The sequence below is a fragment of the Muricoccus nepalensis genome, assembly GCF_006438825.1.
GTDB lineage: Bacteria > Pseudomonadota > Alphaproteobacteria > Acetobacterales > Acetobacteraceae > Roseomonas > Roseomonas nepalensis.
Genome location: NZ_RCZP01000015.1, coordinates 61,858 through 76,157, shown reverse-complemented (window position 1 = coordinate 76,157; position 14,300 = coordinate 61,858). Strand labels below are relative to the sequence as shown.

Here is a 14,300-nt window from a genome sequence, read left to right as displayed (position 1 = left end):
GTGGTGAGTGGACCTAGACCACCCACTCGCGCCAGGGCTGCCAGTGAAGGATAGCATCGTAGATCAACGCGTAGCCGCCGCGATTGGGGTGAATGCCATCTCCCCGCCGCGCTTCATCCCGCCAGACCTCCACGCCCGTCAGGCGAGGGAAGATCGGCAGGAAGGGCACGGATAGCTCCTGGCAGATCGGTCCCAAGCGGTCGGACAAACGTCCCACCCTTTCGTTCATGGATGCTTCACCGGTACAGGGCGGGCCAATCATTAGGGTGGGCCGCGTTGCCCGAGCCCGTGTCAGGAGCGTGCGCGCGTTTGCCAGTGATTGCTCCTCGGGCACCCGGGGACGGCCATCTTCTAGAACGCAGTCGTTCACTCCGAAGGAGAAGACTAGGCGGCCATCGTGCTCGGGCGGAAGGCGTGCTGCGGCCTCACCTTCCCATCGACCGGCTATATCACCAGAGGTATTTCGACGAATACCGAGGTTGTACATCGTGACGTCGCGACCGCGCGACCGTGCCTCGGCGCAGAGACGACCGGGCCAACCCAGGCAGTCATCATCGCCCGTGCCGTTCACGAAGCTATCGCCGAAGAAGCAAATCCTCATGGATAGATCATGAACGCTAGGCCATGCGCCGCAAGTCTAAGGACCGCTAAGGGTGAGGCTAGCAGTAGCCCTACGAACTGATTAGGCGGGCGGCAACTCAAGGCCATTAGGTAGCGAGATCCAAATAACAGTCTGCGCCTCTTGGGAGTGGCGTGACAGATGTCCCTTGCCGTGCGTGTCCTCTACCAGCACGAAGCTACCAGCTTGAACGTGGCGCACCTCTCCATCGCTCGTCTCGTATTCTACCGAACCATCCAGCCGAATCGGAAGCACCGGGTCCGGGACCCTGTGCCAAGCAACCTCGCGCATGCCCGCTGGGATATGGGTGATGCGGACGCGAGACGCCGGATAACTGGTGGTAACGTCGAACGGCACAGCATCAGGATGAACCGACCTCTTCGTCGTTGGCAATTCGACTTCGTCGAAGTGCGACTCCCCATCGGCGCTGGCGTAGATGCGCAGGCACTTCATCGCGGCTGAATCCTTCTGGTCTGCCCCGCTGAAGAGAAGCATGCCCCGCTGGCAACGAGCCGGGCAACCCCGCTGTTTCGGTGCAAGACTCAGTTCTGGGTCGGGTCCAAAGATAGCTCCCCCTGCCGGAGATAGCGCTGGGCAGGGTGGGGAGCGGTCCTTTGCGGCCGTAGGGTCAGGACGCAGTTGTCAGGACGGAGCGCCGATATGAGACGATCCCTAAGGCTCGCAGCCGCGGGTACTGCGATGTGGAGGCTCGTCGAGCGCCACACCGGCAGCGTAGGTTATAAGGCAGGAATTAAGGCAAACGGACTTGATGCTGTTCCCCCAGTTATTGACTGCTCGGGCTGGGTCGCGCTGCTTCTCTCCACAGGAATGGAGGCAGTGAACGTCACAACAGGCGCTGAAGCGTTCAGCGCTCAGGATTTCACCGACGTCCACACGTGGTCGGACCGCATGACCGAGGTGCTTGAACGCCGGTCCGGTTCTATCCTGGAAGGTGGCGAGATCGGCCTCGATACTCTTCCGCCCTACGCCACGGTAGGGCTGCAACAGGGTGGCGGTGCTTGGGCCGCTAATCACCCTCGTCCTCGCGGGATCACGCATGTCGTTCAGATCGTCCGCCGTCCGGATGACGGTGTGCCATTCGTCTCTGAGGCCCAAGGATGGTCCGAGCCGCGCGGCCTCCGGCTGATGTCTCTGGCAGACTGGCTTGATGCAACACAGCTGTATCTCAAACCGGGAAAAGCTTGGGCTGTAGATGCCTTCGCGATGCAGCAGGAGCAAACACACGGCGGTCGGACGTAAGTCTGCTCCGGGTCGCCTGCCGCGGTACCCTGCTCGACCGAGGGCTAACACTGGGTAGGGTGGTGAGCAGGCGTTGCACCGATATTGCTCGCTCCTCCACAGTTCCGCTGGTTTCTAAGGAGCGATCCAATGCGCCTTACATCGCAGGACATCGGCAATGGTATGGCGTGGATTGGTATTTTTGCTCTGATCGCCCTCGCCTTCTGCGTCGTGTGGGCGCTGGGCTTCCCTGGTGTTCTGATCCTTGGCCTTCTCACCACCATGATCTGCGTGCGGGCAGAACTGTCCGACCATGCGCCAACCTGGGGGCGGGCGGTGTTTGAGGCCCGTGGGGTGAAAGGGCGATCACCAGAGGAGCGAGCCGCTACTCAAGAGGCCGAAAATCGTAACCGGTCCCCCATGCGCTATTACCGGCGATGCGGCTGGAGCCTTGTCGGCATCGGTTTGCTAGGCACCGTCTGGACCTTTTGGAGCTAGCCAACCGCTTGGGCTGAAGGACTGCTCTGGGTCGGAACCGGTTAACGGCCAAGGCGGTTAGTATAACACCGCTCAAACAGGCTCTAAGAGCAAGCTGCCTACCACTGACTGTCACTCGCGCGATCCGTGCCAAGTCAGAAGTCCTGCCACCCCCCACCAAGAATGGCCATGCCAGCCGGGATCGGAAACTCGCAATGAGCCTCCGCGTGACCCGCTTGTGCGGATAGGAAATTGAAGAAAAGGTCTGGTCCGGAATCAGATATCGGCTCCGGAAGCTAGGGAAATCGTAAGCAACAACCATCCTATCTCCATAACAGGCAACACAGTCTTCAGCACCTTACGGTGGAACTGGTTGGTTCTCGGTACCCGTTGAGAGGCTAGGCAACCACTTCTGCCTGGAGCGCATCTGTTCATCTCGCACCCGTCCCTGGCCATCCGCGGCGAGGAAGAACAGCGTCCGCGGCTTTTCACCCCCTCCAATGATCTTCCGCGCTTCCAACCAGGGCAGCAGAATAAAAGAGTTTCCCTCGGCCAGGGCGAGCGCTAACCAAGCCTTCCGCGCTCCATCGAGACTCTGCCGCATGGCAAGGCTGAAGCGAAAAGCATAGCTCGCCCCAATGCGTGGGCTACGGCCCACCATGACCTGAACCAAGGTGCCTGTCTCGGTGTGGAAAAGCGAACTCCGAGCCCGTTGAAGTGGGACGCCCAGATCCTCCGCCACACATTCACCAACCCGCCAGGTGAGGTCCGCAGACTTGGCGGCGCGCTCCGACGGACTGCTGGCACCCTTCTTAACATTCAGCTTCGAAAGCAAATCTTCCGTAATGACGTCCCTAGGGTAAATGGCCGTCCGGGCCTCGAAAAGTAGGGGCTGGATGCCATGGAAAGCTAGGCGATGAGTCGCCCAGCGCGGAGTTGTCGCTGCGCGCTCTGAGATCTCGGTCGCCGTCGTGTATTCCCTGCGGAAGTGAGCAATGCCTTCGGAGGTCACCCGGCTACCCGCCTCCAGCGAGCCCGCCCGCCTCTCCGTGGGTAGCAGCCCGGCGCGCGCCCATGCGCGCACGCTTCGGCCATTCTCGCCGAGTTCGGCGGCAACTTCCAACAGGTTGAGGGTCGACCGTTCTGCCGGGAAAGCCGCTGCGACGTCACGTTGATCAAAGAGAAACGCGCTGAGGCCCACTGCCTTCCGAGCAAGGCCGCTCGGCCGAAGGCGGCCGTCTAGTACAGCTCGGAGGAGATCTGTTGTCGCGCGACCTCCACCGCACCGGGAGAACGAGAGGAGCTTGGCTCCGGCTCGGGCTGGGGTGAGCCTACTCTTCACGCGAGCAATCAGCCCCTCAATGCTCGATTTGACGAACATCCGCTGAACAGTGATGCGCTCTCCTTCGGGTAGGATCTCTAGGACATCGAGCCCCAGGATTCCGTCAAAGGCTTTGACGCCTACTCCGAGGAGCGCAAAGGCTTCCTCCTTTAACAGGGTTGCCGCCTTCCTTGCCCGGAGTTCCTCTACGCCTCGGGCATTCAGGAGAGACGGAACTCCGGCTCCAACCGGTGCGACCGCATACAGGTTCTCGCGCTCGGCGAGATCAATCATCGTCTGGGAAGATACATCCAGCAGATCCGCGGCCTCGTTCCTTGTCATGTAGCCACCCCGCAGCACCTCCGGGTCGCCATATCGGACCAATCCCCTGCGCGTGGTCCGAAGACTGGGCTGCGCCGAGAGGTATTGGCCGAAGGCATCACGAAGTGGCCGTGCCCATTCCTCCGATGACGTCTTTGACAGCCATTCTGAGAAACCGCCGAACTCCCGTTCCAAACCAAAATGCTTGCCGCGGTTCTCGGCCCCGACCCGCATCTGGTCCAGTGCAGAATGGAAGCCCTGCGGCCAGTCCTGAAGGGCGGCCCATCCAATCTCCATCGTCCCCGCAATCCGGTCAGGGTCACCGGCAACGAAAGAGCTCGCGTAGCCCAGACGGGGGCGTCCCAGCACGAAGGTGCCGACCGCGTGAGCCACCTCAACCGTCCGACCAAAGGGGAGGCCGCTTCCCTCCAAGGTTGCCCCGCTACCCTCTGATAGGAGGTCCAGCAACCCGGTGGAGCAGGCTAGCTGTACCGGACGACCACCGTAGACATGCGAGCGGAGGTCGTAGCGGCACTCCCGTGAACCGCACCGCTCAAGCTCGCTGCCTCTCCAGTAGATTGGCTTACTGCAACCCGGGCAGTTTCGGAGAAGGGGCTGAGCATGCCGCGGGCACGCCGTGATTACCCCGACCTGCCACCAGTCTCTGTGGTGCAGGCTTTCCGCAAGACAGGCAGAGCACGAGCGGCGCGACCGGTGGGGAAGATAGTTCCGCCCGACCTCAACACCGCGAATGGATGCCATCCGGTCAGACGGTCCCCATGCGCTCAAGCGATCCAGGGTCGCGACGGAAACACCCAGCACCGAGGCGATCCCCTCCGCAAGCCTGGGAGCTGGCCTGATTGCTGCCAAGGTCTCGAGCCAGGCGTGAGGGACCTTCGAGCGCTTGAGCACCCTCATAGGAGCCCGGAAGTGGTAGAGCCGGGCACTCCGCATGATGAGCGAGGACAGGCTCTCGTCCTCGAAAGGAGGCAGGGTGCGGGGCAGGGCTCGAATGCCCGTCATTTGCGTCGGCCCCGCCCACGCGAGGAGGAGCGCTCTGCCTCCCCAGACGGTGTCTTCCTGGCCTCCTCCTCGAAATTGTCCATGCCGATTGGATTGAACCGAAGGGACTTCCAGCCCGCCCTACAGTCCTCTACCGCCTGCCTCAGGATTGGCCGGGTCAAACAGGAGTGACGTCGCTCGCGGGCAAGCTGGCGCGCGTGGGTCAGCAACTTTTCAAGAAGTCCGAACCGCCCTCCCACGGCATAGCAGATCTGGCGGGCTAGACTGACCTCGCCAAGGCCAGAGAGCGTCGGCATGGACAGCTCACTGTCGAGCACCGAGAGCACGGCGGCGAACTCCTCCATGTCCCCTGGATCGTCCCAGCGGTGTGGGACGATCCTTGGCATCGGCAGCAGGCGGCCCTCCAGGAACTCATTGCGTTCCAGAATGTCTGCAAACCGCTCATACCCGATCAGAGCAATGGGGCAGGCGCGAACGTCCAGGAGGCGGGAGAGCCATTGCGCCGCCTTCTGTTCGACACGCAGGGTGTCGGTGTCCACCAAGTTATGGACCTCGTCAAAGATAACGAGGTCGTACAGCCCACTCTCCAGGTTCTCGATGACACGGTTGCCCTGCTGTCCCTTGTCTCCAAAGGTGGGGTCGGGATCACCCATGGCCTCCAACGTCTGGCTAGCGATGTTCATAAGTCGCGTTTGGGGCTCCAGCTCCAGGTAGAGATGCCGGATAGGCCGACGAACGGCGTCGGTAGCACCGTTCTCCATCCGGTCCTGGACATTCCCCTCGTTGCAGCGCGTGAGGTACTCGCGGAAGATGCTTGTCTTCCCACAGCGTGCGGGCCCAAGCAGCGCGACACCCCAGGCGTGATTTGTGGTCCGCCGCACCTCCATAAGGGCATCCAGGCGGCGAAAGACTGCCCTGGTCTGCTCGGTGTCCACGAACGTGCGCCCGAGAGCCTCATCGGGGGCGTCGTCGTCGAGGAAGATGTCCTTCATGGAGATTACTCCTTCCGCTTGCGGCGGGTGGTGGATGTGAGGGAGCGCTGGGATGCCGTGAATTCCGCTGGTGCCGGAACCGATGCCGAGGCCGCTGAGGCCGCTGAGGCCGCTGAGTCTGCCCTTGCTACGACTTGCCGGGGCAGCTCCGCGTCGATCAGGCTCTGCAGATCCTGACCAGGATCTGGTGCCACAGCAGGATTAGCCCTCGGATCGGAGTTACGGCGGGCATCCTTCAAAAGACGTTCACGCTCGGCCTCAGCGCGCGCGCGGTCTGCAAGTCGGTCGCTGGCCGTAGCCTTGCGCCGGTTCTCGTCCAGCTTTTCGTAGGTCCGCTCAAAGTCCGGATCCCGATCGCCGTACTCCTCTGGGTTGGCGTTCCGCAGTGCGCGCGCGAGGAGGTATTCCTCTAGGCTGCGGCCCTCCACCTGCTTTAGCTGGCTCCGTTTGACGTAGGCAGGGCGCCAGTGTTCCTCGTTGACATCCGTGACTGTGTCGAGGAACTCGATGGCCTCGAGGTTTTCCCGGTTAATCCGGATGACCACCTCTCGCACTCGATCGTGCTTCGGCACCATCCTCAGCCGGACAACATGCTCCGAGGTATAGAGCAGCCCAAAAAACTCAAGGCCATCCTTTCGCAGCGTGCGGGCAGTCACGAGTGACAGCGCCCCTTCAATGTCCGCGCGGGTCCTCGGCAACGGGAAGGGGTGCTCGCGGGCGCTCTGGTGCCAAAGCCTATTCGGGGTCATATCAATCCCCTTATGGTGGCGAAACTGGTAGTCCTCGACGACCCACTCGAGGAGTTTGGCGTCAATCTCGACCACGGTCGCAACCGCGACCTCCTCGGGGGGCTGTTCCTTGTCCCGATCGTAAATGTTGGCGTAGGTCGTCCCAGGAACGATGTGGAACACTTGCCGCGCAATGGTGCCAAAGAGGCGCTCGACCACGCCCTTGTACCAGGCGCGCAGCACCGGCATTGTCCGATGGGCAATGCCTAGCCGCGTCAGTGCACGCTTGAAGGCGTGAGAGTTGTAATGCTTGCCGTTGTCCACGTGTACGGCAATCGGGCCGCCCTCTGCTGGCCAGCGACTCTTGATGTTCGGGTATTTTGAGAGCCACTCCTCCTTGGGGAGCATGGCCCGCCGCATGACCTCCATTGCCGTGTGGGTATCCGGCGGCGTGAAGGAAAGCACGAACGCCATGATCATCCGCGTGTGACGATCGATGACGACCGTCAGCCACGGGCGACCAATTACCGTCACGCCATCTTCGGCGAGGCAGATCAGGTCGATCTTTGTGTCGTCGATCTCCCAGACCTCATTGGCGTGGGTAGTGACGATGCCCGAGCCGATTCCGCGCCAGCGCTCACGCGCGACCAGGGGTCCTTCTCGATGGTAGTCGACCGTAAAAGGGCAGAGCCGCGCCACAGCGTCGGAGGTCGCATCATAGCTTGGCTCGTTCTGCTGCGCCTCGGCCGAGAGCTGCTTGTTGGTGGCTCGAACTGCCTCGCCGATAGCGCGGTGCAAGGCGGCGATGCCGCAGCCATGCCGAACGAGATATTTCTCGTCGATCTGCTCGGCGATGATGCTGCGGATGGTCTGCGTGAGACGCGGGCGACGGTTACCCTTTCGCCTATGCTGGTTCACGACCGCGTCCGGATTCTTTCCACACGCGAGATAATCGGCAATCCGCCTCTTCAACTGTGAAGCGGAGACCGGCGCTTCCGTCCGGCCGACTTTGGCCAGCTCGGCAACGCGGCGAGCGTGTACAGTCTGAATAAGCGGACCGAGGTACCGCTCGGAGCGCGGCAGCTGTGTTAGCTGCCATTCCTGGATGTAGTCGAGCCAGCGGTCGGCCTCGTCCAGGGTCTTTGGGTCGGCGCTGTCCATCGTGGTCCGGGCACGGGTCGCCTTATCGGCCTCACCGACGGCGAGGTTCGCGTCGATATGGTCGACGAGGCGGTTCTCGTAACGTGCGGTCCGGAGGTCCTCGGAGGAGAGCACCACAGGCACTCCGTCCGGGCGCTCAAAGATGTGCGTGGTTGCAGCGTCACGGGCACGCTTGCGAAACACGATGGCTTGGCCGTCGTAGCGGAACCAGCGGCCGGGTTCGATGAGGAGGGAGGCGGCCATTACACGGCCTCCTTGCGGGGAAGGGACACGCTACAGGCGTTGAGCGATGCTCCGTTAAGCTGGAGAACGAGGCGGCGCCGCATGCCGAGCACACAGGCCATTGCGACGACTTGGTCGCCATCGTCGTGATCTCGCCGGAGATGGCCGAGCGGAGTTGGCCCAGGTTGCTCAGCAAGGTAACCGATTAGGGAGAAGACATCGGCTTCGGTGAAGCGGGTTCCACAGGCGCGGCGGATCTCGCGGGCAACCCGGAGACGCGGATCCCCACGTAGCACCGGTTCAGACATCTGGATGGATTGAACGCCCATGGCATCGAGCTGCGCCTTCAGGGCGGCGTCGAAGCCCAGGCGCTGGCGGTCGTCATGGTCATCGGTATAGACGATGTCCAAGACGGCACGACGGCCGCCCAGGAGGTCCAAGCCGATTGCTGGCCAGTAGGTGAAACCAACACCCCAGTCAGGGCGAACCTCAACCCCCAAAGGATAGGCTGAGTAGTCGACGACACCATGCATGACCTCCAGGAGGAGCATGGCGTTGTGCTGCGCCGCAGTGGTGTGGCCCACGCCGCCGGGATGTTTTTCGCTCGGCAGCGTGCCCCGTGAGCCGCGATGCTCCGTGCGCCGCACAAAGGCAGGGATGAGGTCCGGGGCAGGGGGCGTGACCGGGGCGTAGAGCGGAAGGGCAAACGACACGGGGCGGTCCTCTCGGGACAGGCTTCAAATCTCCCAGGCGGGAGCGGGCAGCACGCGGAAGGGAAACCCGTATTCGGAGGGTGAGCGCGGAAGCTTGCATGTCAGCGATCCTCGGAAAGGGTGCTGTCGAACGCGCCGGAGGTCGCGTTGGAGAGAGGCAACATGATGGGCGTGCTGCCGGTGATCGGATGGGCGCCGATATCCAGCGCAATCATCCCTCGTGCGACGAAACCGAGCAGATCGGCGGACCGTAGCTCGAGTGCCTGTGCCATCCCCGCAAGTGTCGTACCGCCCCGCTTGGAGAGGGCACGAGCAACATTCAGGAGGTGACAACCGGGCGGGGCGACACCAGCGTGACGATGGATTGCGCGCGCGTTCTTCAGCGCGGGTTCCCGGCACAACCAATGGGGCTGTCGCACCATGTAGGGGATTCCAACCAAGCTGAGCCCACGGGCGAGGGCGCGCAGGCGCTGCAGGCGCTCCGCTCCGGGATGGATCGATGGCTTGATTTCCCAGAACTCGGGGCGCCCGTCACGCCGAAGGACTGCAATGTCTGGATAGGCGGTCCGTGCCCGGCCGTCGTGCTCGAACCGGACCTCGACAGCGTTCGGTCGAAACGCGACCACGCTCTCGAGTACGTCGCAATGGAGCATTGCGAGCCACTCCAGCCCGGACTCGGCTCGGAACGCGCAATGCATCTTCCGGCTTGGAAAAGTGCCGACCACGCTCCTGTGGGAGCGCGACGACATCGTCCGCGCCGCGTCGCCCCGACGGATTGCGTCCACGACTACCTGCTGTTGAGCCAGCGCGTCGCCTACAAAGCGACAGTCGACGATGTGGGTGCTGGAGCGCATACTTCCTCCTGTCCGCCTCCAGGTTAGGAGGCGGTCCCATTGAGATCTTGAGATCGGAGGCGACGTATTCGTGTACCGTCGATCGCGGTGGATCACGCGTCAGCGGGCGCGGAGTTCACCGAGAGTCAGAGGGAACATCGGAGTGATTGACGTCGCCATGGCGTGGGTGAAGGGGACCGCGTGGGGCGGTCAGGCTTCACCCGCGCGCTATGGCCGTCCGGAAGAGACGCGCGTCGACAGCCCGATCGAGATCGGGGGTCTTAGCTCCGGCGAGGGCGAGGGGCAGCGTCATGCCGAAGGGGATGTCATGGATCCTAATTGTCGGCAACAACCATGAGAGGGGGTTCCCGAAAGTTTTTTGCGTGGCGCCGACCTTCATGGGGGTGCCCTCCCGGACCCCGCGGCCGCTAATGCGTCTGGGAATAGGGGGGCGGGACGGTGCACCTGGGAAGCCGTGCTCTTTGTTTGGGGCTCAACCCACCCAACCGCTGGCTGCCAAGACCCGGCCACTTCCTGGTCTTGGCGCAGAGCTGCCAGAAGCGGCTGGAGGAAAGCCCTGACCCTGATCATTGTCTGCGCTAGCCCGGCGGCGGGCCAAGCAGTGCCGCAATCACGCTCGACGGTCATCCATCCCGCTCGTGCGTTGGCGTCCAGACGCCCCGGATCAAGTGCCGCCTCCCAGTAGCCCTCCTGGGCCAGCATGCGGGCGGCATCACGTCCGTTGAACACGGCTGCCATTGTCTTGAGGAGAGAGGCTCCGTCGAATGGCAGGCCGTCAGCCAGTGTTCTGAGGTCGCGGACGTCCTTTGACCGCGAGTGATGAGGACCATAGGTGACGAGAAGCGCTGCCTTCTCGGCGACCATCTCGTCAGGTGTACAGGTTGCGACCGGTGCGCGGCTCCATTCGGACAGCGTCCGGCCCAGGTGACGGAATTCGACTTCCGGCTCAGGCTGCCGGGCGGCGGTGACGTTGACCCGGATCGGCAGGGTGGCGGGCCCGAGATGCCCTTGGAGGGAAATCCGTTGTAGTGGCGACCGGCGCTCCTGGTACGTCGCTATACGGGCACTGTACCAGTTGAGATGCAGACCTCCCGCGAGGTGATCCCCGACGGCTTGCCGGAGGATGCAGATGACCTCACTGGCTGAAGAGCGCTCGAGGTCGACCAGGTCAACGCCCCAGGTCGGGCGCGTTAGTTCTCCGAACCAGACACCCAGACACCAGGCTCCATGGAGCGGGAAGCGTGCAGCGAATGGAGAGCTGCCTAGCGCGGAGATAAAGCTTTCGCCGACAAAGCGTTCGAGGACGCCAGTCGCCGAGAGATTCCTGAGCCGTGAATGGCGGAGCAAGGCATTGTAGGTAGAGGCTCCCTCGTCACGCGCTGTCATGGCCGCAGCCCTCCCGACTGAGGAGGGTGCCGAAGCTGCAGGGAAGGGGGGGAGGCGGGCTTGTACAGGTTGCGATGAGAGGGATGGCCTGAGAACCACCTGCGGGGCGTCACGGCTGCACCGCCAAGGTGGTAAGGACGATGTCGAGGATTTCGCGCGACTTCCGGGGCATCCCGACTGCTTCGGCGATCTCGGTGACGGAGGTTGAGGTTCCTCCTGCGGCGAAGAAGCGAGCTGCTGCCCTTGGCCCGATGTCTCTGCCGCTCAAGTGGCGCTCGTATCGGACGAGATCCACCAATGTCCTGGCGGCATTTGTCCGCCTGACAGGGACGCCGCAGACCTCCTTTACCTCAACGCCGATGTCGAACGCTCCTTCGTAGCTCCAGCGGAGAGTGCGGCGGGGTGGGCCATCAACCCTTGCGGCGTGCACGCGCAGCGGCAGGGCAATCCATGTCACTGGTGGAGGATCGTCCAATAGGTTGTTCATCCATGCCGCACTGAGCATGCAGACAACCGCTTCCGGCATGCGCGCACAGGCCGCAGCCAGGGCAACCTCCTCTGGAGAGGAGGCCCCGCGCACGAGGTGATAGGTTCCGCGATCGGCACGCGCGATCACGCCCGCTTTGAGGGCGTTCGCAATCGCCTGCGGGCGTACCCCATTCGCCAGGAGGTCCGAGGACCTCCGGACCGAACCGTCCGCTAACAGCATCTCAAGTCTCCTTTGCTGCGGAATGCAGCAATTGGGAGGCTGCCGAGATGAACTCTCTCGAGTCGAGTCTTTTTTTACATCGGAAATTCTATGTCGCATCCCAGCTACATCATGAGAAGGCAGCCCGCCTTGGTTGTGCAGCGCATCCAGGGGCCACGGTGACCTGTTCCATCATGAACGATTGGAGCCATGTGGGAACAACGATCGTCTGGACGGGGCAGGCCTCGTCAGTATAGCAAGGCGCTCCATGCATTTTCTAATCGGATGCGTGGAGCTGCTACGTCCGGCTAGCCGTCCTACCGACGTGCAAACGGTAATTGTGGGACGTGAATTCCTTGCCGCGGGAATACGTTGAAGGATTCCCGCTACAGGAAACGTTGGCCAATCCTTGGTAGTTGTGAGGGGCGTTGAAGCTCCTATAGCGGTCAAGGGGTCGCTATAGCCACCTGGAGTGGAGGGGTCGGGCGGCAGAGATACCCGAAGATCTCGCGTGCCACATAGCGCTTGAGGCAGCGGATGATCTCCGGCTTACTCTTCCCCTCGACGGTGCGGCGCCGGACGTAGTCGAGGGTGGGCTGGTGGGCCCGCATGCGGACGATGACTACGCGGTAGAGGGCGGCATTTGCTTGGCGGTTGCCGCCGCGATTGAGGCGGTGGCGGGTCGTCTTGCCGCTGAAGGCAGGGGCGGGACAGGCGCCGCAGAGCTTGGCCAGGGCTGCCTCGGAGTGGATGCGCTCGGGGTTATCGCCGACGAGGATGAGCATCTCGGCCGCGGTGCCCGTGCCCATGCCGTGGGCCTGCAGCAGCGCGGGTGCGAGGCTCTGGGTCAGCTGACCGAGGCTGGCATCATGGCCCCTGACTTCGGCGTCGAGGGCTGCCCTGAAAGGGCAGGATGCCGTCCATGGGGAAAAAAGAGCACTTTTGCGGCAGATGTTCAGAAGAACTTCGTGCCCTAGGCGCCGCCTTGCTGGATTGATCCCGGTTCGATGGTGCACATCGGATGTACCGTCCGCGAGCCCAAAGAAGTTCGGACTGCCACCTCAACGGCAGGCCGTCGGATCTGACTGGCAACTGCGACGTAGGACAGGGCTTGCTTGCTGGACCGGCCGGGTATCCGGCCTGCTGTAGCCTGCTACAAGCCCTCTGTCGCAGGCTAGCCGCCGGGGTCCGTCCGAATGCTCATCCACATCACTACTGATAAGGCAGGCGGCGACATTCTCCCTATGGAAGACGTCGAGCCCGTCACCTTCGCGTCGCTCGCTCTCCAAGAGGCGCACCTCGAGGAGTTCCTGAGGCAGCACATCGAGCTGCTCTTCGAGGACGACGAGGAGCGATCTCTCCTAATCGTCGGCCAGCAGGTCAAGAATGCCCAGAACGCGCGGAACGACCTTGTCGCCCTCGACAGCCGGGGCAACCTCGTCCTGATAGAGGTTAAGCGCGATGCCAAGGACATGGTGGCGAGGGCCGAGGCGCTGGAGTTCCAGGCCATCCGCTACGCCGCCAGTCTGGCGACCATTGCCGACCCCGATACGCTCGTGGAGAAGCTGTTCGCCCGCTACATTCGGAAGCACGCGGACGAGTTCAAGCTCGGCGACTTCACGCCGGAGGAGATGGGCCGCCGGAAGGTAAACGAGTTCCTGGCCCAGAACGGCGCTAGCGCCTCCTTCAACAGGCAGCAGTCCATCATGCTGGTCTCCTCCTCCTTTGACGCCCAGACGCTGTCGGCGGCAGCTTGGCTCAGCTCCAACGGCATTGAAATCGAGTGCCTCTCGCTCAACCCAGTCCGGATCGGTGGGGATGAGGGCGCCCTGTGCCTGGCCGTGGAACGGCTGGTCCCGCTGCCGAAGGTCTCGGACCTCCTGGTGGGGTTCACCTCCACGTCGGAGACTGGGGTGCCTATCGCCGCGGGCACCACGAGGAGGCAGCGCACGAGCAAACCCAAGATGGCCCAGCTCATCGAGTGGGGCATCGTGAGAAAGGGCCAGATCCTATCAATCAAGGGGCATCCGGGGTCCGAGGCGACGGTCCTCGGCGCCAAGAAGGTCTCCTTCCAGGGCCAGGACATCACCTTCAACGAATGGGGTCGGATGGTGACCGGGTGGTCCGCCGTCGGCATCTACCTGCAGACCGTGACTGAGGAGGGGCGCTCGTTAGATGATCTGAGGGACGAGCACATGAAACTTGAGCAGCAGCACGCGGCCGCCAGCGCCTGAGTGCGCCTTCGGGACGCCGCCGTTATCCCTCGGCTACCTGGCAGACACATCGGAAGCCTGGGAGATCGAGGCTTACGCTTCGGCGGTGAGAGGCCACATGACCGCCGCGGCCCACACGGAGGCTGCCCTCGGCTCTCAAGGAGAACCTCGTGCCTCCTGGTTTCGACCTCCTGGAAGGGATGAGTGGCCTGACCGAGGCTCCGTCCCCTCGCCTGTAGATCTCCTGCCCCCTGGCAGGGCGTGGTGCTCCGGCGCTCTCGCGCTGGAGCACTGCCGTCGGCTCTCCTAGGCCGCGCGGATACCAGCGAGGAAGCCGTGCACC

The 14,300-nt window shown here is 63.0% G+C and carries 13 protein-coding genes and 1 pseudogene; 3 read left to right on the top strand and 11 right to left on the bottom strand.

Features of this window, described 5'->3' with window-relative positions:
* Window positions 1–13: 13 nt before the first annotated feature.
* Window positions 14–601, bottom strand: a complete 588-nt coding sequence (locus tag EAH89_RS15845; protein ID WP_140884667.1) for a GDSL-type esterase/lipase family protein — start codon at window positions 599–601, stop codon at window positions 14–16.
* A gap of 81 nt (window positions 602–682) precedes the next feature.
* Window positions 683–1,072 (bottom strand): cupin domain-containing protein, encoded by a 390-nt coding sequence (locus EAH89_RS15840; protein WP_140884666.1) that lies wholly within the window; start codon window positions 1,070–1,072, stop codon window positions 683–685.
* Between the two features lie 246 nt (window positions 1,073–1,318).
* Here EAH89_RS15840 and EAH89_RS15835 point away from each other — a divergent pair, with 246 nt between their 5' ends.
* Window positions 1,319–1,879: a hypothetical protein gene (locus EAH89_RS15835; RefSeq protein ID WP_140884665.1), complete on the top strand. Its 561-nt coding sequence runs from the start codon at window positions 1,319–1,321 to the stop codon at window positions 1,877–1,879.
* A gap of 129 nt (window positions 1,880–2,008) precedes the next feature.
* Window positions 2,009–2,356, top strand: coding sequence for a hypothetical protein (locus tag EAH89_RS15830; protein WP_140884664.1), 348 nt, complete (start codon window positions 2,009–2,011; stop codon window positions 2,354–2,356).
* 337 nt (window positions 2,357–2,693) lie between these two features.
* On the opposite strand, the gene EAH89_RS15825 is transcribed toward EAH89_RS15830, so the two are convergent.
* The 9 genes and pseudogenes from EAH89_RS15825 to EAH89_RS33100 all read right to left on the bottom strand — a co-directional run bounded on the left by EAH89_RS15825 (window position 2,694) and on the right by EAH89_RS33100 (window position 12,760).
* Window positions 2,694–4,370, bottom strand: a complete 1,677-nt coding sequence (locus EAH89_RS15825) for a hypothetical protein (protein ID WP_241667044.1) — start codon at window positions 4,368–4,370, stop codon at window positions 2,694–2,696.
* A gap of 228 nt (window positions 4,371–4,598) precedes the next feature.
* A pseudogene (locus EAH89_RS33460) lies at window positions 4,599–5,000 on the bottom strand (TniQ family protein); the annotation flags it as partial.
* Window positions 4,997–5,992 carry an ATP-binding protein gene (locus EAH89_RS15820; RefSeq protein ID WP_140884662.1) on the bottom strand — a complete coding sequence of 332 codons (996 nt, stop codon included), beginning with the start codon at window positions 5,990–5,992 and terminating at the stop codon, window positions 4,997–4,999. The pseudogene EAH89_RS33460 and the gene EAH89_RS15820, both read right to left, overlap by 4 nt.
* 5 nt (window positions 5,993–5,997) lie before the next feature.
* Window positions 5,998–8,124, bottom strand: a complete 2,127-nt coding sequence (locus EAH89_RS15815; protein ID WP_140884661.1) for an integrase catalytic domain-containing protein — start codon at window positions 8,122–8,124, stop codon at window positions 5,998–6,000.
* On the bottom strand, window positions 8,124–8,816 hold the full coding sequence (locus EAH89_RS15810) for a hypothetical protein (protein ID WP_140884660.1): 693 nt from the start codon (window positions 8,814–8,816) through the stop codon (window positions 8,124–8,126). The genes EAH89_RS15815 and EAH89_RS15810 overlap by 1 nt, the downstream gene beginning before the upstream one ends.
* A gap of 101 nt (window positions 8,817–8,917) precedes the next feature.
* Window positions 8,918–9,670, bottom strand: a complete 753-nt coding sequence (locus EAH89_RS15805) for a hypothetical protein (protein ID WP_140884659.1) — start codon at window positions 9,668–9,670, stop codon at window positions 8,918–8,920.
* Window positions 9,671–10,045: 375 nt separating this feature from the next.
* The gene (locus EAH89_RS33455; RefSeq protein WP_140884658.1) at window positions 10,046–11,056 is read right to left on the bottom strand and encodes a nucleotidyl transferase AbiEii/AbiGii toxin family protein; all 1,011 of its coding nucleotides are present in this window, start codon (window positions 11,054–11,056) and stop codon (window positions 10,046–10,048) included.
* 109 nt (window positions 11,057–11,165) lie between these two features.
* Complete coding sequence (locus EAH89_RS15795; RefSeq protein ID WP_140884657.1) at window positions 11,166–11,765, bottom strand: type IV toxin-antitoxin system AbiEi family antitoxin domain-containing protein; 600 nt, start codon at window positions 11,763–11,765, stop codon at window positions 11,166–11,168.
* 425 nt (window positions 11,766–12,190) lie between these two features.
* Window positions 12,191–12,760, bottom strand: a complete 570-nt coding sequence (locus EAH89_RS33100) for an IS110 family transposase (protein ID WP_277753840.1) — start codon at window positions 12,758–12,760, stop codon at window positions 12,191–12,193.
* Window positions 12,761–12,940: 180 nt separating this feature from the next.
* On the opposite strand from EAH89_RS33100, the gene EAH89_RS15785 reads away from it, so the two are divergent.
* Window positions 12,941–13,978 (top strand): PDDEXK family nuclease, encoded by a 1,038-nt coding sequence (locus tag EAH89_RS15785; RefSeq protein ID WP_140884656.1) that lies wholly within the window; start codon window positions 12,941–12,943, stop codon window positions 13,976–13,978.
* The last annotated feature ends 322 nt before the right edge of the window (window positions 13,979–14,300 follow it).

Excerpts from the sequence above, each read along its gene's own strand:
- EAH89_RS33455 (WP_140884658.1), bottom strand. The coding sequence starts at position 11,056 with ATGACAGCGCGTGACGAGGGAGCCTCTACCTACAATGCCTTGCTCCGC.
- EAH89_RS15835 (WP_140884665.1), top strand. The coding sequence starts at position 1,319 with ATGTGGAGGCTCGTCGAGCGCCACACCGGCAGCGTAGGTTATAAGGCA.
- EAH89_RS15830 (WP_140884664.1), top strand. The coding sequence starts at position 2,009 with ATGCGCCTTACATCGCAGGACATCGGCAATGGTATGGCGTGGATTGGT.
- EAH89_RS15840 (WP_140884666.1), bottom strand. The coding sequence starts at position 1,072 with ATGAAGTGCCTGCGCATCTACGCCAGCGCCGATGGGGAGTCGCACTTC.
- EAH89_RS15805 (WP_140884659.1), bottom strand. The coding sequence starts at position 9,670 with ATGCGCTCCAGCACCCACATCGTCGACTGTCGCTTTGTAGGCGACGCG.
- EAH89_RS15815 (WP_140884661.1), bottom strand. The coding sequence starts at position 8,124 with ATGGCCGCCTCCCTCCTCATCGAACCCGGCCGCTGGTTCCGCTACGAC.
- EAH89_RS15845 (WP_140884667.1), bottom strand. The coding sequence starts at position 601 with ATGAGGATTTGCTTCTTCGGCGATAGCTTCGTGAACGGCACGGGCGAT.
- EAH89_RS15785 (WP_140884656.1), top strand. The coding sequence starts at position 12,941 with ATGCTCATCCACATCACTACTGATAAGGCAGGCGGCGACATTCTCCCT.
- EAH89_RS15820 (WP_140884662.1), bottom strand. The coding sequence starts at position 5,992 with ATGAAGGACATCTTCCTCGACGACGACGCCCCCGATGAGGCTCTCGGG.
- EAH89_RS15795 (WP_140884657.1), bottom strand. The coding sequence starts at position 11,765 with ATGCTGTTAGCGGACGGTTCGGTCCGGAGGTCCTCGGACCTCCTGGCG.